This is a genomic window from Stutzerimonas stutzeri, assembly GCF_002909485.1.
Classification (GTDB): Bacteria; Pseudomonadota; Gammaproteobacteria; order Pseudomonadales; family Pseudomonadaceae; genus Stutzerimonas; species Stutzerimonas stutzeri_AH.
Map to the genome: position 1 here is coordinate 415368 of NZ_PPXG01000002.1, position 19774 is coordinate 435141.

The window sequence follows — 19774 nt, forward strand, 5'->3', positions numbered from 1 at the left end:
CCGTGCTGGCATTTGTCGACGCCTCGGCCAGTGGCCGTATGTTCAGCAGCGTAGCTGCCGGAGGTTGCGCTATCGCCGAAGTCGTATCACGGCTAGGGGCGGAGCGGTTTACAAGACTGATGACCCAATGCACGTTCATGTGCGACGTCCCTTTCCACCTGGAATTGTCGGTACGCGCTTATGATTGCCACCCATGCTCGATAGTTCCCGAGCCAACTACCGTTGATCGGCGAGTTTTTTTGAACGGATTCACGGACCCCACCAGTGGCCTGGCGCAGCTTTGTTGGAAGGGGTGGGGAAGAGTAGGAGACGTGTCGGGGCAGGCGATGCGTATCGTACTGAAACGTCGTCGCACGGTTTAAAGGGCTTGAGGGGGCGGAGCCGGCCAGGGCTCCGCGGTGGGGTTGCCTTACTGGTCGGCTGTGTCGCGCAGGAACACCAGTCGATCGACGGACGAATCGTTCGGGCTGTAGCGGTATCCATCGTAATCGAACGAGGGCAGTTGATCGGGGGCGCAAATACGCTCCTTGATCACCCAGCGCGCCATCAAACCCCGTGCTTTCTTGGCATAGAACGAGATGATCTTGTACTGACCATTTTTCATGTCCTTGAAGTCGACATTGATGATTCGTGCATTCAATGCCTTGCGCTGGACGGCACTGAAGTACTCGTTCGATGCCAGGTTGAGTAGAACATTGTCTCCCTGATCCGCGAGTGCCTCGTTCAGCCAGCCGCTGATGCGCTCACCCCAGAATGCGTACAGGTCTTTACCTCGGGGGTTGGCCAGCTTGGTGCCCATCTCCAGCCGATATGGCTGCATCAGGTCGAGAGGCCGCAATAGACCGTAGAGGCCGGAGAGCATGCGCAGGTGATTTTGCGCGAAGAGCAGGTCGCTCTCGGTGAAGTCCTCGACGCTCAGCCCGGTGTAGACATCGCCTTTGAACGCGAGCAACGCCTGTTTGGCGTTCTCTGGCGTGAAGTTGGCCGACCAACTGCCGTAACGGGCGACATTGAGGGCCGCCAGCTTGTCGGACAGATGCATCAGCTCGCTGATCTGCGCCGGCGAGTATTCGCGCAACTGGTCGATCAGCAGTTGTGAATGATCAAGGTACTGGGGTTGAGTAAAGCGTTCGGTTATCGGGGGTGTTTCGTAGTCGAGCGTCTTGGCGGGGGAAATCACCATCAGCATGTACGGGTCTCCTGTCTGATGGCGCGATTGTAGGGGTACGAGCGGAGCGGCTCCAGCTATAGCCGCCATAGGCAACGGTTGACCTTCCCTACGTGGCAAGGCAAAAGCTAGAAGGCGTCAACCAAGGAGTTCGTATGTCTGGCTGCAATCATGCCCAATGGCAACCACCTCACGACTACCGTCCGCTGGAGCGCAGCTCCGAGCGTCAGACCTGGGCGGTGGTCATTCTGACCGGCTTGACCATGTTGGTGGAGATCGCCGCCGGATACTGGTTCAACTCCATGGCCTTGCTCGCGGACGGTTGGCACATGGCCTCGCACATGGTCGCCATCGGCCTGGCGGCGCTGGCGTATCTGCTGGCGCGGCGTTATGCAGCGGACCATCGTTTCGCGTTCGGAACCTGGAAAATCGAGGTCTTGGCCGGTTTCACCAGCGCACTGCTGCTGGTCATCGTGGCGCTGTTCATGATCGGTGAATCGCTGTCGCGACTCTGGTCGCCGGTCGCGATCGGTTTCGATGCGGCGTTGATGGTCGCGGTGATCGGCTTGCTGGTGAATCTGCTGTCCGCCTGGTTGCTTCGGGATCAGCATGACCACGGCCGTGGCCACGGCCACGGTGAGCACGGGCATGACCACTCGCATGAGCACGCTTCGGGTGGCAAGGACCTGAATCGGCACGCCGCCTTCATCCATGTGCTGACCGATGCGCTGACGTCGGTGGCTGCGATCATCGCGCTGCTGGGCGGAAAGTTCTTCGGCTGGAGCTGGCTGGACCCGGTGATGGGTATCGTCGGCGCGCTGGTTATCCTTGTCTGGGCGCGCGGCCTGCTACGGGATACCGCCAAGGCACTGCTCGATCGGGAGATGGATGATCCGCTGGTGCACAGGGTTCGGAAGGCGCTGCAGGAGGTGCCGGATACCGAAGTCACCGATCTGCATCTGTGGCGGGTAGGGCGTGCGCAATACAGCTGCATTCTGAGCCTGGTGACGCATCAGGTGCACACTGCCGACGACTACAAGACTGTGTTGCAGGACTTTCCGCAGTTGGTACACGTCACCGTGGAAGTGAATCACTGCGACGAAAGCGCACACCTTGATCATCGACAATAGCGCGGCCGAAACCCACGCGCCAAGGCCGTTTGGTCGATTGATAAAAAAAAGTCGAGTTCAACGGAAAAGACTTTTGTCTGTCATAACTTTTACGGTATTACCGAGTTCAGACCGCCGAACCCTGCGACACAGGTGGCGGCTCCTGGGCAGCCCCGAATCCCCTGGCTACCCTCGTCCGCTCACCTGAATCGCATGGCGGTCACTGTGCAGCGAAGCGCTTTTGGCTCTTCGTTTCTGGCCCCAGAAGAAGGTGATCAGTATGGATGACTACGGCAGAACTCGCGCGACTCAGCCCACGCTCTACGTCCTCGACACGAATGTACTGATCCACGATCCCAACGCTTTGCTGAACTTCCAGGAACATCAGGTCGCAATCCCGATGACCGTGCTGGAGGAGCTCGATCAACTCAAGGCCGGCAAGCACAGCGTGGCAGCTGAATGCCGTCAGGCGATCCGCCTGATCGACAAGCTCCTCGGTGATGCTACGCCAGAAGAGGTCGAGCTCGGCGTGCCAATCCAGCGTGGCAAGAGCGGACCTTCCGGCAGCCTGTCGATACTCATGAGCAAGCGTGGTGAGCCCAACGCGCTACCGGAAGATCTGAACGACAACAAGATCATCAATCAGGTGGTCGAGCTGAGCAAACAGCGGCCTGGATCGCCTGTGGTGCTGGTGACCAAGGACATCAACATGCGCCTGAAGGCGCGTGCCTGTGGCGTGGCGGCAGAGGATTACCATACCGACCAGCTGATCGATGATGTCGGCCAGCTTTCCCCGGGTTATCACAGCGTCAGCGGTTCGTTCTGGGATCGCGTGAGCAAGGTCGAGACCCATCAGGGCCATGGGCGCACCTGGCATCGCGTGCAGCTGATCGATAACCTGCCGGCTGTGCACATCAATGAGTTCATCATCGACGAGCAGGGATTCGTTGGCTGGATCAAAGGCATCAAGGCCGATGAGTTGCTGCTACTCGATCTGCATCAGGAGCCGCTGCTGCATCAAGAGGCCTGGGGCCTGCGCCCGAGAGACATTCACCAGGCATTGGCCCTGTTCGCCTTGCTCGACCCGGATATCCATCTGGTCAACCTCTCCGGCGCCGCCGGTTCGGGCAAGACCATTCTCGCCCTGGCTGCAGCCATCGAGCAGACCGTCGTCAGCAAGCGTTACCGACGCATCATTGCCACTCGCAGTGTGCAGGGTCTGGATGAAGACATCGGTTTCCTACCGGGCACCGAGGCAGAGAAAATGGAGCCGTGGCTGGGCGCGATTACGGATAACCTCGAAGCGTTGCACATGGAGGACGAGAATACTCATGGCAGCATCGACTACATCCTGCAAAAGGTACCCCTGCAGTTCAAATCGCTGAACTACATTCGTGGGCGTAGCTTCCAGCAGAGTCTGATCCTGATCGACGAATGCCAAAACCTTACGCCGCACCAGATGAAGACCATCATTACCCGCGCGGGCAGCGGGTCGAAGGTAGTCTGTCTGGGCAACCTTGCGCAGATCGATACACCCTATCTGTCGGCCACCAGCTCGGGCCTTACCTATCTCACAGAGCGCTTCAAAGACTTTCCCCACGGCGTGCATATCACCCTGCAGGGCGTGCCGCGTTCGGTGCTGGCCGAATACGCCGAAGCGCACATGTAGCCAAAACCTCATCCTGGCGATGCCCGGTAGTACCTCTTACGGGGGCGGGTCCATCGCCGGCGGCTGCGGTAGACTCGTGATTTTTCCGATCAGGAGCGCCGAATGCTCACCCATCTCGATTCCCAAGGGCGGGCCAGCATGGTCGACGTCACCGATAAGGCCGTCACCGCGCGTGAGGCCGTGGCCGAGGCGCGTGTCCGCATGCTGCCGCAGACCCTGCAGATGATTCAGCAGGGCGGCCATCCCAAGGGCGACGTTTTTGCCGTTGCACGTATAGCCGGCATCCAGGCGGCGAAGAAAACCTACGAGTTAATTCCGCTGTGTCATCCGCTGCTGCTCACCAGCATCAAGGTCGAGCTGCAGGCGGATGGTGAAGACTGTGTGCTGATTCGCGCTGCCTGCAAGTTGGCCGGGCAGACCGGCGTCGAAATGGAAGCGCTGACCGCTGCCAGTGTGGCGGCGCTAACCATCTATGACATGTGCAAAGCCGTCGATCGCGGCATGGTGATCGAAGGTGTTCGTCTGCTGGAAAAGCTCGGCGGCAAAAGCGGCCATTGGCAGGTGCAAGCATGATTACCGTCCAGTTCTTCGCCCGATATAGAGAAACCCTCGGCATTGATAGCGAGTATCAGCAATGGCATTCCTCGCTCGCCAGCGTGAATGATGTGCGGCAACACCTGCTTGCGCGCGGTGGTGTTTGGGAGGTGCTTGCCGAGCAGAACCTGATGTGCGCCCGCAACCAGGAGCTTTGCTCGCTCGACGAGCCGGTGGTCGATGGCGACGAAGTGGCGTTCTTTCCCACCGTGACCGGAGGCTGAGCATGGCGGTTCGTGTACAGACGGCAGCGTTCGATCCGGGAGTCGAACTCAATGCACTGCATGCTGCCAACCTGGGGATTGGCGCGGTGGCCGGGTTCGTTGGTTACGTAAGGGATTTCAATGATGGCCAGGATGTCGCCGGAATGTTTCTCGAACACGCCCCAGGGATGACCGAGAAGGCATTGGAAAAGATCGTCATCGAAGCCGAGCAGCGCTGGCCTTTGTTGCAGCTAGATGTGCTGCACCGCGTTGGCTCGCTAGAGCCTGGCGAGCCGATTGTTTTTGTCGGCGCGGCAAGTGCTCACCGCGATGCGGCCTTCGATGCGTGCCGTTTCGTAATGGACTATCTGAAGACGCGGGCGCCGTTCTGGAAAAAGGAAACCACGCCATCCGGCCCGCGCTGGGTCGAAGGCCGCGTCAGCGATAAGGTTGCGGCCGAGCGCTGGGACGAGAAAGACTGAGCCTTCAGTAGAAAGTGATGTACATCTTGAAGGCCAGCGTCGAAAACATCGTGAGCACGCCAAGGCCCAGCAAGCCCACGCCCCATTGCTCGTCACGGTAAGCGAAGCCCACGCACAGCAGGATGAAGCCGACGACGATGAGTGTCAGAAGCCAGTGAATGCTGTCCATCGGTTATCTCCTTGCGTCTGATTCTGTGTACAACTCTAGCCGCTGCGCAATGACAGAGCCCTGACTCAGGTCATCGACAGTCAGACTAGGTAATGGCGAAGGGAAAACGCGGCAACCGATGCCGCGTTCGACCGATTCAGCGTGAGTGGGGGACAGGGGCGAGCAGTTCTGCCGATGGCATCTCGCACTGGATCTTGCGGCCGATCAAAGCCTCGATGGGTGGCAGGGCATAGGAATCGTCCTCACCTGCGAAGCTGATTGAGGTGCCGCTGGCGCCGGCACGGCCGGTGCGGCCGATGCGGTGCACGTAGTCATCCGGGTCTTCAGGCAGCGTGAAGTTGATCACGTGGCTGATACCGTCGACATGGATGCCGCGACCGGCGACATCGGTCGCCACCAGCACGCGTATCTTGCCTTCGCGGAAGCCTTCCAGCGTCCTGATGCGCTTGTGCTGGGGCACATCGCCGGACATTTGCGCGGCACTGATGCCGTCCCTGGTCAGACGCTCTTCAATCCGCCGCACCTCGTCCTTGCGATTGGCGAAGACCATTACCCGTGTCCAGTCGTTCTGGGTGATCAGGTTGTACAGCAGCTTGTACTTGTCGCTGCCGGCCACGGCAAAAACGTGCTGCTCTACGGTGTCGCTTGCCACGTTTTCCGGCTCGATCTCGACCACGGCGGGGTCAGTTGTCCATTGCTGGGCCAGGTTCATCACGTCATCGGTGAAGGTGGCCGAGAACAGCAGCGTCTGGCGCTCGCTCTTGGGCGGTGTCTGGCGGATGATCTGGCGAACCTGGGGGATGAAGCCCATATCCAGCATGCGGTCGGCCTCGTCCAGCACCATTACCTCGACCATGTCCAGGTGCACTTCGCCACGCTGGTTGAAGTCCAGCAGGCGACCGGGCGTGGCAACCAGGATGTCGCAGAACTTCGATTCCAGCAGCTTGAGCTGCTTGTCGAAATCCATGCCGCCAACGAAGCTCATCACGTTCAGGTTGGTGTACTTGGTCAGGTCCAGCGCGTCATTGGCGATCTGAACCACCAGTTCACGGGTCGGCGCGATGATCAGCGCGCGCGGCTCGCCCATGTAGCGATCTTTCGGCGGCGGTGTATCGAGCAGCTGCGTTATGGTGGAAATAAGGAAGGCGGCCGTCTTGCCGGTGCCGGTCTGGGCGCGGCCAATGGCGTCTCTTCCGGCGAGCGTATAGCCGAGCACCTGAGCCTGGATCGGTGTGCAGTAGGGGAAACCCAGGTCGTGAATTGCGTGCATCAGTTCGGGTGCGAGTTTGAAGTCGTGGAAACGGGTTTTCCCTTCAACGGCTTCGACTGCGAAATCTTCCAGTTTCCAGGCAGGAGCGGCTGGTTTTGCTGGTTTGCTGCTGCGCTGACGTCGCTGCTTCTCCGCAGTACGTTCGGGGGGCAGCTGCTTGGATTGAGTGTCGGTTGTCTCGGCTGGCTGCGGGGTAGGGGCGCTGTGCTGCTGCGCCTCGTTGTCGGCAGCTGGGGTACTGTCGGCTACGCTGGCCCGCACATCGGGGGCCTTGCCAAAGATTTTCTTGAGTGCTTTGAGCACGGTCTTCTCGTCATTTATTAGGAAAGTGTCGCGCGCCAGTGTAATGCAAGACGCATTCGTGGCGAAGCCTTGCGCTCGGCATGGCCTGGCTTCAGCTCGGACGTGGTGTCGTTGTGATTTTTGACCTGTTGGCGCGCCATGATTCTAGGGCCTCTCTGGTTATTGTTCGCGCTGGCTGGTCCGGCGGGGACCTTTCCACTGAATAGCGGGCCGATCAGATGGATATCGGCCCGTTATTGATGAAACGTTGATGCGACGGTTCCGACTTGTGCGTGCTCGTCTATCAGGTGAGGCGTGTCGCGAGCCACTCCCCGATGTCGTGAATCTCCTCCGGCAGCACCTCATGACCCATCGGGTAATCTCGCCAAGTCGCACTGATGCCCGCGTCGTGCAGATATTGATAAGCGGCGCGGCCCATCGCCGAAGGCACCACCTCGTCGCGACTGCCATGCAGGCACAGCACAGGGTAGTGCAGGGCCTCCGCGGAAAAGGCGGGCGATTCGGTGAACGTTGGTGCATAGGTCGACAGGGCGATGATCCCTCCCAGCGGGCCTCGCCAACGCAGAAAGGCGGTATGCAGGACAACTGCACCGCCTTGGGAGAAACCGGCCAGGATAATGCGCGCCGGATCGATGCCCGAGTCCCGCTGCGCTTCGATCAGTCCGATGACCTGCTGAGCCGAGGCTTCAAGTTCCTCATGGTTGATTGCGCGAGCGGGGCTCATGGCGAGAATGTCGTACCAGCTCGGCATGCTCCAGCCGCCATTGATGGTCACCGGGCGCGTCGGCGCTTGGGGTAAAACGAAGCGCGTGCTGTGCAAACGCTGCTGCAGCGCCTCGGCCACCGGAAGGAAGTCATATCGATCGGCGCCCAAGCCATGTAGCCAGATGACGCAAGCATCAGCTACGTCAGTGGGTTCGAGGATCAACGGTTCGCTCATGGATCGGCTCCAGTTGGGGGCAAGTCGCCTCGTCTTGGGGCAGTCAAGTGCTGCCAGCGAGGAAGTAGCGCGAGATTACCCGGTCCTGCGTAGCGATAGAACCCGTGCGAGAGCCTCCTGTTCGCACCAGCGAGAGAGCTGGTACGCGGCTTGCTTTGTCCTGCTCGCCCTGGTCGGAAACGGCCTGTAAATACGGGGCGCGGCGATGAAATCAAACAACATTGCCGATCATCCAAGGGCGACTAGACTCAGGTCAGGCTGCCGTTGCCTCGTTGCTGTCAGTAGGGCATCGAGGAACGTACGGCCGGAACCCGAGAATAAGAAAGCAAACTGGAGGTTTCGATGATTAGGGTGAATTCCACACTGGCTGCGCTGGGTGCTGCGTCACTGCTGGGTATCAGCGGGCTGGCGCAGGCAGGGGCGACCCTCGATGCGGTGCAGAAGAAAGGATTCGTGCAGTGCGGCATCAGCGACGGCCTTCCGGGCTTTTCCTACGCCGATGCCAAGGGGCAGTATCTGGGGATCGATGTCGATGTCTGCCGCGCTGTAGCTGCGGCGGTGTTCGGCGATGCCGGCAAGGTCAAGTTCAGCCCGCTCACCGCCAAGGAGCGTTTCACGGCGCTGCAATCGGGCGAAGTGGACGTGCTTTCGCGCAACACTACCTGGACCAGCTCGCGTGATGCGGCCATGGGTCTGAACTTCACCGGCGTGACCTATTACGACGGGCAAGGCTTTTTGGTGAACAAGGAGCTTGGCGTCAGCAGTGCCAAGGAGCTGGACGGCGCCACCGTGTGCATCCAAGCTGGGACCACCACCGAACTTAATCTTTCCGACTATTTCCGCGCCAACAGCCTGAAATACACCCCCATTACGTACGACACATCCGATGAAAGCGCCAAGTCGCTGGAGTCCGGCCGGTGCGACGTGCTCACCTCCGACCAATCGCAGCTCTACGCCCAGCGCATCAAACTCGCCAATCCTGACCAATATGTCGTGCTGCCCGAGGTGATCTCCAAGGAGCCGCTTGGCCCAGCAGTCCGCCAGGGTGATGAGGAGTGGTTCGATATCGTGCGTTGGACGCTATTCGCCATGGTGAATGCTGAAGAGCTTGGCGTGACCGCGGCTAATGTCGAAGAGACCGCCAAGAACACCAAGAATCCCGATGTGGCGCGACTCCTCGGAGCGGAAGGGGAGTACGGCAAGGATCTCAAAGTGCCGAAAGACTGGGCAGTTCAGATCGTCAAGCAAGTGGGCAACTACGGCGAGATCTTTGATCGCAACGTAGGTGCCGGTAGCGAGCTGAAAATCGAGCGCGGCCTTAATGCCCTGTGGAATAACGGTGGACTGCAGTACGCACCGCCGGTGCGCTGACCCCGCTGGCCGGCCCGCTGCCGGCCATGTTCATGGAAGAGCGCGGCCGACCCAGAAGGGTCGGTCGTGCGGCATGAGGACTTTCAATGCGTTCGATCGCCAAAGGCACTGTGCCGCGACGTTCGTTGCTCACCGATCCACAAATACGCGCTTGGGTGTTCCAGGTATTAGCGGTTTTGGCGGTGGTAGCGTTCGGCTGGTACCTGTTTCATAACACGCAGACCAATCTTTCCCATCGCGGTATCACCTCTGGATTCGGCTTCCTTAACAATGCTGCCGGCTTCGGTATCTCACAGCACCTGATCGATTACAGAGAGAGCGATACCTATGGTCGTGTCTTCTGGGTCGGATTGCTCAATACCCTGCTGGTCAGCGTCATAGGGATAATCCTGGCCACGGTCATGGGTTTCGTCCTCGGAGTGGGGCGACTCTCAAGCAACTGGCTGATGCGCCAGTTGGCAACGCTCTATATAGAGATCTTCCGCAACGTCCCGCCGTTGCTGCTGATCTTCTTCGTCTACTTCGCAGTGATCAGCCCGCTGCCTGGGCCACGCAACAGTCTGAGCTTGTGGGATGCGGTATTCATCAACAACCGCGGCGTGCAGATGCCGGCACCCAGCGCTGCGGATGGCTTCTGGGCGTTCTGGCTGGCACTGCTGGTCGCGCTGGTTGCGGTGGTCCTGCTCAATCGTTGGGCGCGCGCGCGGCGGCATGCCACCGGGAAAATGTTTCCGGTGTTCTGGACCAGCCTGGGGCTTTTCCTGGTGATTCCGTGGCTGGGGACGTTCATTGCGGGCGCCCCTTTCACTTGGGAGGTGCCCGAGCTGCAGCGCTTCAATATTCGTGGTGGCTGGGTCGTGATTCCCGAGCTGGTGTCGATCGTGGTCGCGCTGTCGGTGTACACGGCTGCGTTCATTGGCGAGACGGTGCGCTCGGGTATTCAGGCAGTCAGCCATGGACAGACGGAGGCTGCGGCGTCACTTGGCTTGCGCCCGGGGCAGGTATTGCGCCTGGTTATCGTGCCGCAGGCACTGCGGGTGATCGTGCCGCCGCTGACCAGCCAGTACCTCAATCTGGCGAAGAACTCTTCGCTCGCGGCTGCCATCGGCTACCCGGACATGGTGTCGTTGTTCGCCGGTACGGTGCTCAACCAGACCGGGCAGGCCATCGAAACCATGGCCATCACCATGAGCGTCTATCTGGCCATCAGCATCAGCATTTCGCTGCTGATGAACTGGTACAACAAGCGCATTGCGCTGATCGAGCGGTGAGCGCATGACTATTCATACCTTCAAGCCCGACCTGCCACCACCGACGATCAGCATCGGTGCGCTCGGCTGGCTACGGGCCAATCTGTTCTCCAGCTGGATCAACACCCTGCTGACCCTCGTGGGGCTGTACCTCGTCTGGCTGATCGTGCCGCCGGTACTTGAGTGGGCCATCTTCAAGGCGGACTGGACCGGTGACACCCGCGCCGATTGCAGTCGCGAAGGTGCCTGCTGGGTGTTCATTCAGACCCGCTTTGGTCAGTTCATGTACGGCTTCTATCCCACGGAGCTGCGCTGGCGTGTCGATGCGGCAGCCTGGCTGGCTATCATCGGTGCGGCACCGCTGTTCCTGCGGCAGATGCCACACAAGTTGCGCTACGGGCTGGGCTATCTGCTGGTTTACCCGCTGCTGGCCTACTGGCTGCTGCATGGTGGCTTCCTCGGCCTGCAGACGGTGCCGACCAGCCAGTGGGGCGGGCTCATGCTGACGGTGGTCATCGCTGCTGTCGGCATCGCCGGAGCATTGCCGTTGGGCATTCTATTGGCGCTGGGACGGCGCTCGGACATGCCGGCGATTCGGGTGCTGTGCGTGACCTTCATCGAGTTCTGGCGCGGCGTTCCGTTGATTACCGTGCTGTTCATGTCATCGGTGATGCTGCCGCTGTTCTTGCCTGAAGGCATGAGCCTGGACAAATTGCTGCGCGCGATGCTGATGGTGGTGTTCTTCGAGGCCGCCTATATCGCTGAAGTGGTGCGCGGTGGTCTGCAGGCGATCCCCAAGGGACAGTATGAGGCGGCGGCTGCGATGGGGCTTGGCTACTGGCGCAGCACGCTGCTAGTGATTCTGCCGCAGGCGCTGAAGCTGGTAATCCCCGGCATCGTCAACACCTTCATCGCCCTGTTCAAGGACACCAGCCTGGTGATCATCATCGGCCTGTTCGACTTCCTCAACAGCATCAAGCGCGCCACCTCGGACCCCGCCTGGTTGGGCATGTCCACCGAGGGCTACGTGTTTGCTGCGCTGGTGTACTGGATGTTCTGTTTCGGCATGTCCCGCTACTCGATGCGCCTGGAGCGCAAGCTGGACACCGGCCACAAGCATTAGGAGTGATATATGAGTGATTCAAACGCGCAGGCCGAGCAGAGCAGCGAGCCGGTCATCCGCATGCAGGGCGTGCACAAGTGGTTCGGCCAGTTTCATGTGCTCAAGGAGATCAACCTGAGCGTGCGCGCGGGCGAGCGCATTGTGCTGTGCGGGCCTTCCGGCTCTGGCAAATCAACCACCATTCGTTGTCTCAATCGCCTGGAGGAGCATCAGCAGGGACGCATCGTCATTAACGGTGTGGAGTTGACCAGCGATCTCAAGCAGATCGAGGCGATCCGCAGCGAAGTCGGCATGGTGTTCCAGCACTTCAACCTGTTTCCGCACCTGACCGTGCTGCAGAACTGCACCCTGGCACCGATGTGGGTGCGCAAGCTGCCGCGGCGTCAGGCCGAGGAAATCGCCATGCATTATCTGGAGCGCGTGCGCATTCCGGAGCAGGCCAACAAGTTTCCCGGCCAGCTCTCCGGCGGTCAGCAGCAGCGCGTGGCGATCGCCCGCGCGCTGTGCATGAAGCCTAAGATCATGCTGTTCGACGAGCCGACCTCGGCGCTTGATCCGGAGATGGTGAAGGAGGTGCTCGACACTATGGTAAGCCTCGCCGAAAGCGGCATGACCATGCTCTGCGTGACCCATGAGATGGGCTTCGCCCGCACCGTGGCGGATCGTGTGATCTTCATGGACAAGGGCGAGATCGTCGAACAGGCCGAGCCAGAAGTGTTCTTTACCAACCCGGTGAACGACAGGACCAAGCTGTTCCTCAGCCAGATCCTGCACTGATCCGAGCCAAGGCGGGCGTGCCGTCGGAGCGCGCGGCACCTGGCTGTGTTCAGCCTTAGCCTCGGCCGCCGTCATGGGCTAGAATACGCGCCCCGACTGCTCCCCCCTCCGAGGCTGTTCCGACGATGTTGATCCTGCGCGGTGCTCCCGCTCTTTCCGCCTTCCGTCACGGCAAGCTCCTGGCACAACTGACCGAAAAGGTCCCCGCGGTTAGCGGGCTCTATGCCGAGTTCGCCCATTTCGCCGAGGTTTCCGGCACGCTTGGTGCGGATGAGCAGAACGTACTGACACGCCTGCTGAAGTACGGCCCCAGTGTGCCGATGCAGGAACCCGCCGGTCGGCTGTTTCTGGTGGTGCCTCGGTTCGGCACCATCTCGCCGTGGTCGAGCAAGGCCAGCGATATCGCCCACAACTGCGGTCTGGAGAAGATCCAGCGGCTGGAGCGAGGCATCGCCTACTACGTGCAGGGCGAGTTTGCCGATAGCGATGCACAGCTGATTGCCGCCGCGCTGCACGACCGCATGACGCAACTGGTGCTGGGTCGCTTCGAAGAAGCCGCCAACCTGTTCAGCCATGCCGAGCCCAAGCCGCTGACTGCGGTGGACATCCTCGGCGGTGGCCGCGCCGCGCTGGAAAAGGCCAACAAAGAACTTGGCCTGGCCCTGGCCGAAGACGAAATCGATTACCTGGTCAGCGCCTTCCAGAGCCTCAAGCGTAACCCGCACGACATCGAATTGATGATGTTCGCGCAGGCCAACTCCGAGCATTGCCGCCACAAGATCTTCAACGCCAGCTGGGATATCGACGGCGAAAGCCAGGAGAAGTCCCTGTTCGGCATGATCAAGAACACCTACCAGATGCATAGCGAGAACGTGTTGTCCGCTTATAAGGACAACGCGTCGGTCATCGTTGGCCACATCGCAGGACGTTTCTTCCCCAATCCTGAAACCCGCCAGTACGGCGCGGTGCAGGAGCCGGTACATATCCTGATGAAGGTGGAAACCCATAACCACCCGACCGCCATTTCTCCGTTCTCAGGTGCTTCCACCGGTTCCGGTGGCGAGATTCGCGACGAGGGCGCCACCGGTCGTGGTGCCAAGCCAAAGGCGGGCCTGACGGGTTTCACCGTTTCCAACCTGAACATCCCCGGCTTCGAGCAGCCTTGGGAAAAGCCCTACGGCAAGCCCGAGCGCATCGTCACGCCGCTGGACATCATGATCGAAGGCCCGCTGGGCGGCGCCGCGTTCAACAATGAATTCGGCCGTCCGGCGCTGACCGGCTACTTCCGTACCTTCGAGCAGTCGATCAGCACGCCGCGCGGCGACGAGGTGCGTGGTTATCACAAGCCGATCATGCTCGCCGGCGGCATGGGCAACATTCGTGAAGATCACGTGCAGAAAGCCGAAATCACCGTTGGCGCCAAGCTGATCGTGCTCGGCGGCCCGGCCATGCTGATCGGCCTGGGCGGTGGCGCCGCTTCTTCGGTCGCTACCGGTGCCAGTTCGGCCGATCTGGATTTCGCCTCTGTACAGCGCGAGAACCCGGAAATGGAACGCCGTTGCCAGGAGGTCATCGACCGCTGCTGGCAGCTGGGCGACCAGAACCCCATCGCCTTCATCCATGACGTCGGCGCCGGCGGCATCTCCAATGCCTTTCCGGAACTGGTCAACGACGGTGGCCGCGGTGGCCGCTTCGAACTGCGCAACGTGCCCAACGACGAGCCGGGCATGGCCCCGCACGAGATTTGGAGCAACGAGTCCCAAGAGCGTTATGTGCTGGCCGTCAGCGCAGTCGATTTCGAGCGTTTCCAAGCCATCTGCGAACGTGAGCGTTGCCCGTTCGCGGTCGTCGGTGAGGCGACCGAAGAGCCGCATCTGACCGTCACCGACAGCCACTTCGGCAACACCCCGGTGGACATGCCGCTCGAAGTGCTGCTCGGCAAGCCGCCGCGCATGCACCGCAGCGCCAGTCGTGAAGCGGAATTGGGCGATGACTTCGATGCGGCTGCGGTCGATCTGAGCGAAGCAGCCACCCTCGTGTTGCGTCACCCGGCGGTCGCCAGCAAGAGCTTTCTGATCACCATTGGTGACCGTAGCATCACCGGCCAGGTAGCGCGTGATCAGATGGTCGGCCCTTGGCAGGTGCCGGTAGCTGACTGCGCTGTCACGGCTACCAGCTACGACGTTTACACCGGTGAAGCCATGGCGATGGGCGAGCGTACGCCGCTGGCACTGCTGGATGCTCCGGCATCGGGCCGCATGGCTATCGGTGAAACGCTGACCAATTTGGCAGCGGCGCGTATCGAGAAGATTTCCGACATCAAGTTGTCCGCCAACTGGATGGCTGCTGCTGGGCATCCGGGCGAAGACGCGCGGCTGTACGACACCGTCCGCGCCGTCGGCATGGAGCTTTGCCCGCAGCTGGGCTTGACCATTCCGGTGGGCAAGGACTCGATGTCGATGAAAACCCGTTGGGACGAGGAGGGCGCCGAGAAAAGCGTGACCTCGCCCATGTCGTTGATTGTTTCCGGCTTCGCCCCGGTTACCGATATCCGCCAGACCCTGACGCCGCAGCTGCGTCTGGACAAGGGCGCAACGGACCTGATCCTGATCGACCTGGGTCGCGGTCAGAACCGCATGGGCGCGTCGATCCTCGCGCAGGTTTACGGTCAGCTGGGTCGCCAGGCGCCTGACGTCGACGATGCCGAAGACCTGCAGGCATTCTTCGCCGTGGTCCAGGGTCTAAACGCCGACGGCTTGCTATTGGCCTACCACGACCGTTCCGATGGCGGTCTGCTGACCACCGCGCTGGAAATGGCATTTGCCGGTCATTGTGGCCTGAATCTGAACCTCGATGGCCTGCTGGAAAGCGCCGCAGAGGTTGCCCCGATGCTCTTCAATGAAGAGCTTGGGGCGGTGATCCAGGTGCGTCAGGGCGATACCGAAATCGTGCTGGCGCAGTTCAGTGCAGCCGGGCTGGGTGACTGCGTCGCTGTCATCGGTCAGCCGGTCAACAATGGCCATGTGTCGATCAAGCACGGCGAGAACGAAGTCTTCGCCGGTGAGCGCCGTCTGCTGCAGCGTCAGTGGGCAGAAACCAGCTATCAGATCCAGCGCCTGCGCGATAACGCCGAGTGTGCCGATCAGGAATTCGACGTGCTGCTCGAAGAGGACAATCCGGGCCTCAGCGCCAAGCTCAGCTTCGACGTAAACGAGGACATCGCTGCGCCCTACATCAAGCGTGGCGTTCGTCCGCAGATTGCGGTGCTGCGCGAGCAGGGCGTCAACGGCCAGGTGGAGATGGCGGCGGCGTTCGATCGTGCCGGTTTCGTCGCGGTCGATGTGCACATGAGTGACATCCTTTCCGGGCGTGTCAGCCTCGAGCAGTTCAAGGGCCTGGTCGCCTGCGGTGGCTTCTCCTACGGCGATGTGTTGGGTGCCGGTGAAGGCTGGGCCAAGTCGATTCTGTTCAATGCACGCGCGCGTGATGGCTTCCAGGCCTTCTTCGAGCGCAGGGACAGCTTTGCCCTTGGCGTCTGCAATGGTTGCCAGATGATGAGCAACCTGCACGAGCTGATCCCAGGCACCGAGAACTGGCCGCACTTCGTACGCAACCGCTCGGAGCAGTTTGAAGCGCGGGTGGCGATGGTTCAGGTGCAAGACTCGCCGTCGATCTTCCTGCAGGGCATGGCCGGCTCCCGCCTGCCGATCGCCATCGCCCACGGTGAAGGCCATGCGGAGTTCGAGAGCGAAGAGGCCATGCTGCAGGCCGATCTCTCCGGCACCGTGGCGCTGCGCTTCGTGGATAACCACGGCAAAGTCACCGAGCGTTACCCGGCCAACCCGAACGGCTCGCCGCGCGGCATCACCGGTCTCAGCAGCCGCGACGGCCGTGTGACCATCATGATGCCGCACCCTGAGCGAGTGTTCCGCGCTGTGACCAACTCCTGGCGTCCTGATGAGTGGCAGGAAGGCGGCGGCTGGATGCGCATGTTCCGCAACGCCAGGGTCTGGGTCGACTAAACCGGTTCTGGTTATTCTCGCGTGTCCCGACAAGCCCGCCGATAGCACATCGGCGGGCTTTTTCATTTGTGACCAAGGTCTATGAACCGCCGAGCCGATGCCGCGTCATAGCTTTGATGCGCAGCACCTTTTCGAGTCTGTGCCGATGGCAGACTGCCATCTTGTTGCCAGGCTTCGATGCTGGGCTCATCCACGGAGAGGTCGATGTACAAGCTGTGTTTCTATGTTCCAGATAGTCATCTGGACGCGGTCAAGCAGGCAGTATTCGCAGTGGGCGCCGGTCGAATCGGCGCGTATGACAGTTGCTGTTGGCAAATGCTGGGGCAGGGGCAGTATCGGCCGCTGGAGGGTAGCCAGCCATTTATAGGGCAGCTCGGCCAGGTACAGAATGTGCCCGAGTGGAAGGTCGAAATGGTCGTTGCGGACGAGCTCATTCACGAAAGCGTCAAGGCGATGAAGAAGGCCCATCCCTATGAAACGCCAGCCTTTGATGTCTGGCGCTTGTCCGATATGCAGTTCTGACGGTCATCAGTCCCCGCACGAGCCCCTTGTACGGCCTATCGACCTAACTAGGGGCGAATCTCGATCAGCGTGCCATCCTTGACCAGCCCCCAGATCTCTCGCATGTCGCTGTTACTCAGGGCGATGCAGCCCTCGGTCCAGTCGAGGGTATGGAAGAACCATTCTGGATACTCCTCATCCAGCGGCGTGCCGTGAAGCATGATCATGCTTCCAGGAGGTACCCCCTCCTGTTGCGCGCGGGCCAGATCGCGGGCGTTGGGATAGGAGATGTGCATCGACAGGTTGTACTTGTCGCTGGTCTTGCGCCAGTCGATCCAGTAGAAACCTTCGGGTGTGCGCCTGTCGCCTTCGCGCACCTTCGCTCCGCTGGGCTGCTTGCCGAGCGAAACGCGATAGCTCTTGAGCGTCTGGCCAGCGCTGACCAGATGGAGTTTGCGCTCCGACTTGATCACCAGGACCTTGTCGACGCGCGAGCCGTCCAGGCTGGGCGTTGCATTGGCGTGAGTGAGCGCCGTGAAGGTGAGGCAGAGCAAAGCGAGCAGCCAACGCATCGAGGCATTCCTGTCGAACTACATCAGACCTGTATGTGCGAGTCGGACTGGTAGGCCAATCAGTCTGATCTGGCCTGGTCCTGCTGGCGGTTGCGATAGCCCGTCACGGCTTCATTGCGTACCGGGAAGGTCTGCTGCACCCGGTCGGCGAAGTAGCATTCTAGGGTACGGCCGATGGTGGGAAAAGCCAGCTCGGACCAAGGGATGTCCTGTTGATGGAAGAGTCTGACTTCCAGGCTCTCGTCCCCGGCGCAGAACTCCAGATCCACCAGCTGGGCGCGGAAGAACATGTACACCTGATTAATGTGCGGCAGGTCAAACAGGGTATACAGCTGCAGGTCGCGAACCCGCGCGCAGGCTTCTTCGAGCGTCTCGCGTTCTGCAGCCTGCTGCAGTGTCTCGCCGTTCTCCATGAAGCCCGCCGGCAAGGTCCAGTAACCCCTTCGTGGCTCGATCGCGCGCCGGCACAACAGCACTCGGTCGTCCCAAATAGGTACGCAGCCGGCGACAATGCGGGGATTCTGGTAGTGCACGGTCCGGCAGGCATCGCAGACGAAGCGTGGACGATTGTCGCCATCGGGGATGCGGACCAGTACCGGGTTGCCGCACTGGGTGCAGTATTTCATTTGCAGATTCCTGTTGGTTGCGGCAAATCTTGGTTCCTCTGCGCCGATTGGACAAGGTGGCGAAAGGCGTGATTCGGGCGCAGCGGCCCAGCATGCTTCGTAGTTCAATCATTGACATCGCGGCGGGGCATTTGACGGCCGTGATTGGCGTCCCGAGGCCTTGGGCCGTTGCGCCTTTCATGCCATGATGCTGGTCAAAGACGAAACGAGAATATTCATGCTGGACTCAATACTCCGACGGGTGCGAGATCATTCCCCGCACCTCCTGGAGCCGGAGGGCCGCTTGCCTGAGGCGGCCGTTCTGATGCCAATCACTCGCAGCGAATCTCCGGAATTGGTGCTGACCCTCCGCGCCGCCGGGCTGTCCACGCACGGTGGGGAGGTGGCGTTCCCGGGCGGTCGCCGCGATCCGGAAGATCGCGATCTTCTGCATACTGCGCTGCGTGAAGCGGAGGAGGAAGTTGGTTTGGCGCCGGGCATGGTCGAGGTTGTCGGGCCGCTCAGCAGCCTGGTATCGGTACATGGCATTCATGTCACGCCATATGTCGGGCTGGTGCCGGATTACGTCGAATACCGCGCCAACGATGCGGAGATTGCTTCGGTCTTCTCGGTGCCTCTGGAGTTCTTCTGCGAGGATCCGCGCGAGGTCACGCACCGAATCGATTACCAGGGGCAGAGCTGGTATATCCCTTCCTACCGCTACGGCGAATACCAGATATGGGGCCTGACGGCGATCATGATCGTCGAGCTGGTCAATGTGGTCTACGACGCCGGCATCGAAATGCGCCGCGCGCCTGCCGCATTCATCGACCTGTCTGGACGCAGCGAACCTTGAGCGATACCTGTTGGCGCGCCTTCTGCGGCCGGCGGGCGATCCATTCATACTGATAAGAAAGAGGTGTGTCGTGAAATACCGTCTGGGAGAGTCGCGGGTCGAAGCGCATCCGCAAAGCTGGGTTGCCCCTAATGCCACCTTGGTCGGGAAGATCCGCCTGGATGCCGGTGCCAGCGTCTGGTTCGGCGCGGTTCTGCGCGGCGATAACGAGCTGATCCATATCGGTGAAAACAGTAACGTCCAGGACGGCAGCGTGATGCACACCGACATGGGGCATCCGTTGACTCTGGGCACCGGTGTGACAGTTGGCCACAACGCCATGCTGCACGGCTGCACGGTGGGCGACTACAGCCTGATCGGCATCAATGCGGTGGTGCTTAACGGTGCCAAGATCGGCAGGCACTGCATCATCGGCGCCAACACCCTGATCGCCGAGGGCAAGGAAATTCCCGATGGCTCATTGGTGGTCGGCTCGCCAGGCAAGGTAGTGCGCGAGCTAAGCGAGGAGCAGAAGAAAATGCTCGAAGCGAGCGCGGCCCATTACGTACATAACGCGCAGCGCTATGCGCGAGAGCTGGAGCTGGATGAGTGAGCACGCAGGAAAAGCCGGTTGCTTCGCCCTGTGTCAGCCTATGTGCGCTCGATGAGGACGACTTATGCGTCGGTTGCCAGCGCAGCTCGGATGAAATCCGCCGCTGGGGGTTGATGAGCAACGAGGAGCGCCGCGAGGTGTTGCAACGCTGCAACGAGCGGGTTCGGCTCAGTGGCCAACTGATGTAGGCGCGTTGCA

At 60.8% G+C, this 19774-nt stretch carries 20 protein-coding genes; 14 read left to right on the forward strand and 6 right to left on the reverse strand.

Going from position 1 to position 19774, the window contains the following annotated elements:
• Positions 1-409: 409 nt before the first annotated feature.
• Positions 410-1189 (reverse strand): peroxide stress protein YaaA, encoded by a 780-nt coding sequence (gene yaaA / locus CXK91_RS05580; protein ID WP_103455293.1) that lies wholly within the window; start codon positions 1187-1189, stop codon positions 410-412.
• A 134-nt stretch (positions 1190-1323) separates the two neighbouring features.
• On the opposite strand from yaaA, the gene dmeF reads away from it, so the two are divergent.
• The 5 genes from dmeF (at position 1324) to moaE (ending at position 5225) form a co-directional block, all read left to right on the forward strand.
• Complete coding sequence (dmeF, locus tag CXK91_RS05585) at positions 1324-2298, forward strand: CDF family Co(II)/Ni(II) efflux transporter DmeF (protein ID WP_103455294.1); 975 nt, start codon at positions 1324-1326, stop codon at positions 2296-2298.
• Positions 2299-2557: 259 nt separating this feature from the next.
• A complete protein-coding gene (locus tag CXK91_RS05590) occupies positions 2558-3946 on the forward strand; it encodes a PhoH family protein (protein WP_103455295.1) in 1389 nt (462 codons plus the stop codon).
• A gap of 102 nt (positions 3947-4048) precedes the next feature.
• A complete protein-coding gene (moaC, locus tag CXK91_RS05595; protein WP_103455296.1) occupies positions 4049-4519 on the forward strand; it encodes a cyclic pyranopterin monophosphate synthase MoaC in 471 nt (156 codons plus the stop codon).
• Positions 4516-4764 (forward strand): MoaD/ThiS family protein, encoded by a 249-nt coding sequence (locus tag CXK91_RS05600; RefSeq protein ID WP_103455297.1) that lies wholly within the window; start codon positions 4516-4518, stop codon positions 4762-4764. Before moaC ends, CXK91_RS05600 begins: the two co-directional genes overlap by 4 nt.
• A gap of 2 nt (positions 4765-4766) precedes the next feature.
• A complete protein-coding gene (moaE, locus tag CXK91_RS05605) occupies positions 4767-5225 on the forward strand; it encodes a molybdopterin synthase catalytic subunit MoaE (RefSeq protein WP_103455298.1) in 459 nt (152 codons plus the stop codon).
• 4 nt (positions 5226-5229) lie between these two features.
• Here the strand turns inward: moaE and CXK91_RS22670 are convergent, their stop codons facing one another.
• The 3 genes from CXK91_RS22670 to CXK91_RS05615 all read right to left on the reverse strand — a co-directional run bounded on the left by CXK91_RS22670 (position 5230) and on the right by CXK91_RS05615 (position 7907).
• On the reverse strand, positions 5230-5394 hold the full coding sequence (locus CXK91_RS22670) for a hypothetical protein (RefSeq protein ID WP_181003914.1): 165 nt from the start codon (positions 5392-5394) through the stop codon (positions 5230-5232).
• Positions 5395-5530: 136 nt separating this feature from the next.
• On the reverse strand, positions 5531-6967 hold the full coding sequence (gene rhlB / locus CXK91_RS05610) for an ATP-dependent RNA helicase RhlB (RefSeq protein WP_103455299.1): 1437 nt from the start codon (positions 6965-6967) through the stop codon (positions 5531-5533).
• Between the two features lie 283 nt (positions 6968-7250).
• On the reverse strand, positions 7251-7907 hold the full coding sequence (locus CXK91_RS05615; RefSeq protein ID WP_103455300.1) for an alpha/beta hydrolase: 657 nt from the start codon (positions 7905-7907) through the stop codon (positions 7251-7253).
• Positions 7908-8249: 342 nt separating this feature from the next.
• On the opposite strand from CXK91_RS05615, the gene CXK91_RS05620 reads away from it, so the two are divergent.
• The 6 genes from CXK91_RS05620 (at position 8250) to CXK91_RS05645 (ending at position 16972) form a co-directional block, all read left to right on the forward strand.
• Complete coding sequence (locus CXK91_RS05620; protein ID WP_103455301.1) at positions 8250-9278, forward strand: amino acid ABC transporter substrate-binding protein; 1029 nt, start codon at positions 8250-8252, stop codon at positions 9276-9278.
• Positions 9279-9364: 86 nt separating this feature from the next.
• Positions 9365-10549: an amino acid ABC transporter permease gene (locus tag CXK91_RS05625; protein WP_103455302.1), complete on the forward strand. Its 1185-nt coding sequence runs from the start codon at positions 9365-9367 to the stop codon at positions 10547-10549.
• 4 nt (positions 10550-10553) lie between these two features.
• Positions 10554-11651 carry an amino acid ABC transporter permease gene (locus CXK91_RS05630; RefSeq protein WP_003285940.1) on the forward strand — a complete coding sequence of 366 codons (1098 nt, stop codon included), beginning with the start codon at positions 10554-10556 and terminating at the stop codon, positions 11649-11651.
• A gap of 9 nt (positions 11652-11660) precedes the next feature.
• Complete coding sequence (locus tag CXK91_RS05635; RefSeq protein WP_103455303.1) at positions 11661-12428, forward strand: amino acid ABC transporter ATP-binding protein; 768 nt, start codon at positions 11661-11663, stop codon at positions 12426-12428.
• 125 nt (positions 12429-12553) lie between these two features.
• On the forward strand, positions 12554-16450 hold the full coding sequence (gene purL, locus CXK91_RS05640; RefSeq protein WP_103455304.1) for a phosphoribosylformylglycinamidine synthase: 3897 nt from the start codon (positions 12554-12556) through the stop codon (positions 16448-16450).
• 204 nt (positions 16451-16654) lie between these two features.
• Positions 16655-16972 carry a YqfO family protein gene (locus tag CXK91_RS05645; RefSeq protein ID WP_103455305.1) on the forward strand — a complete coding sequence of 106 codons (318 nt, stop codon included), beginning with the start codon at positions 16655-16657 and terminating at the stop codon, positions 16970-16972.
• Between the two features lie 47 nt (positions 16973-17019).
• Here the strand turns inward: CXK91_RS05645 and CXK91_RS05650 are convergent, their stop codons facing one another.
• Together CXK91_RS05650 and CXK91_RS05655 are read right to left on the reverse strand one after the other, a co-directional pair.
• Positions 17020-17523: a L,D-transpeptidase family protein gene (locus CXK91_RS05650; RefSeq protein WP_103455306.1), complete on the reverse strand. Its 504-nt coding sequence runs from the start codon at positions 17521-17523 to the stop codon at positions 17020-17022.
• Between the two features lie 59 nt (positions 17524-17582).
• Positions 17583-18149 carry an NUDIX hydrolase gene (locus CXK91_RS05655; protein ID WP_103455307.1) on the reverse strand — a complete coding sequence of 189 codons (567 nt, stop codon included), beginning with the start codon at positions 18147-18149 and terminating at the stop codon, positions 17583-17585.
• A gap of 217 nt (positions 18150-18366) precedes the next feature.
• Between CXK91_RS05655 and CXK91_RS05660 the strand changes: the two genes are divergently transcribed.
• The 3 genes from CXK91_RS05660 to CXK91_RS05670 all read left to right on the forward strand — a co-directional run bounded on the left by CXK91_RS05660 (position 18367) and on the right by CXK91_RS05670 (position 19764).
• Entirely contained in the window at positions 18367-18984 is a 618-nt protein-coding gene (locus CXK91_RS05660) for a CoA pyrophosphatase (RefSeq protein ID WP_103455308.1), read from the forward strand.
• A gap of 70 nt (positions 18985-19054) precedes the next feature.
• Positions 19055-19576, forward strand: coding sequence for a gamma carbonic anhydrase family protein (locus CXK91_RS05665; protein WP_103455309.1), 522 nt, complete (start codon positions 19055-19057; stop codon positions 19574-19576).
• Entirely contained in the window at positions 19573-19764 is a 192-nt protein-coding gene (locus CXK91_RS05670; protein WP_103455310.1) for a DUF1289 domain-containing protein, read from the forward strand. Before CXK91_RS05665 ends, CXK91_RS05670 begins: the two co-directional genes overlap by 4 nt.
• Positions 19765-19774: the final 10 nt, after the last annotated feature.

Coding starts and splice junctions, on each gene's coding strand:
- CXK91_RS05655 (WP_103455307.1), bottom strand. CDS start 18,149: ATGAAATACTGCACCCAGTGCGGCAACCCGGTACTGGTCCGCATCCCC.
- CXK91_RS05660 (WP_103455308.1), top strand. CDS start 18,367: ATGCTGGACTCAATACTCCGACGGGTGCGAGATCATTCCCCGCACCTC.
- CXK91_RS05650 (WP_103455306.1), bottom strand. CDS start 17,523: ATGCGTTGGCTGCTCGCTTTGCTCTGCCTCACCTTCACGGCGCTCACT.
- yaaA (WP_103455293.1), bottom strand. CDS start 1,189: ATGCTGATGGTGATTTCCCCCGCCAAGACGCTCGACTACGAAACACCC.
- dmeF (WP_103455294.1), top strand. CDS start 1,324: ATGTCTGGCTGCAATCATGCCCAATGGCAACCACCTCACGACTACCGT.
- CXK91_RS05625 (WP_103455302.1), top strand. CDS start 9,365: ATGCGTTCGATCGCCAAAGGCACTGTGCCGCGACGTTCGTTGCTCACC.
- CXK91_RS05645 (WP_103455305.1), top strand. CDS start 16,655: ATGTACAAGCTGTGTTTCTATGTTCCAGATAGTCATCTGGACGCGGTC.
- moaC (WP_103455296.1), top strand. CDS start 4,049: ATGCTCACCCATCTCGATTCCCAAGGGCGGGCCAGCATGGTCGACGTC.
- CXK91_RS05630 (WP_003285940.1), top strand. CDS start 10,554: ATGACTATTCATACCTTCAAGCCCGACCTGCCACCACCGACGATCAGC.
- CXK91_RS05600 (WP_103455297.1), top strand. CDS start 4,516: ATGATTACCGTCCAGTTCTTCGCCCGATATAGAGAAACCCTCGGCATT.
- purL (WP_103455304.1), top strand. CDS start 12,554: ATGTTGATCCTGCGCGGTGCTCCCGCTCTTTCCGCCTTCCGTCACGGC.
- CXK91_RS05615 (WP_103455300.1), bottom strand. CDS start 7,907: ATGAGCGAACCGTTGATCCTCGAACCCACTGACGTAGCTGATGCTTGC.
- CXK91_RS22670 (WP_181003914.1), bottom strand. CDS start 5,394: ATGGACAGCATTCACTGGCTTCTGACACTCATCGTCGTCGGCTTCATC.
- moaE (WP_103455298.1), top strand. CDS start 4,767: ATGGCGGTTCGTGTACAGACGGCAGCGTTCGATCCGGGAGTCGAACTC.
- CXK91_RS05635 (WP_103455303.1), top strand. CDS start 11,661: ATGAGTGATTCAAACGCGCAGGCCGAGCAGAGCAGCGAGCCGGTCATC.
- CXK91_RS05620 (WP_103455301.1), top strand. CDS start 8,250: ATGATTAGGGTGAATTCCACACTGGCTGCGCTGGGTGCTGCGTCACTG.
- CXK91_RS05590 (WP_103455295.1), top strand. CDS start 2,558: ATGGATGACTACGGCAGAACTCGCGCGACTCAGCCCACGCTCTACGTC.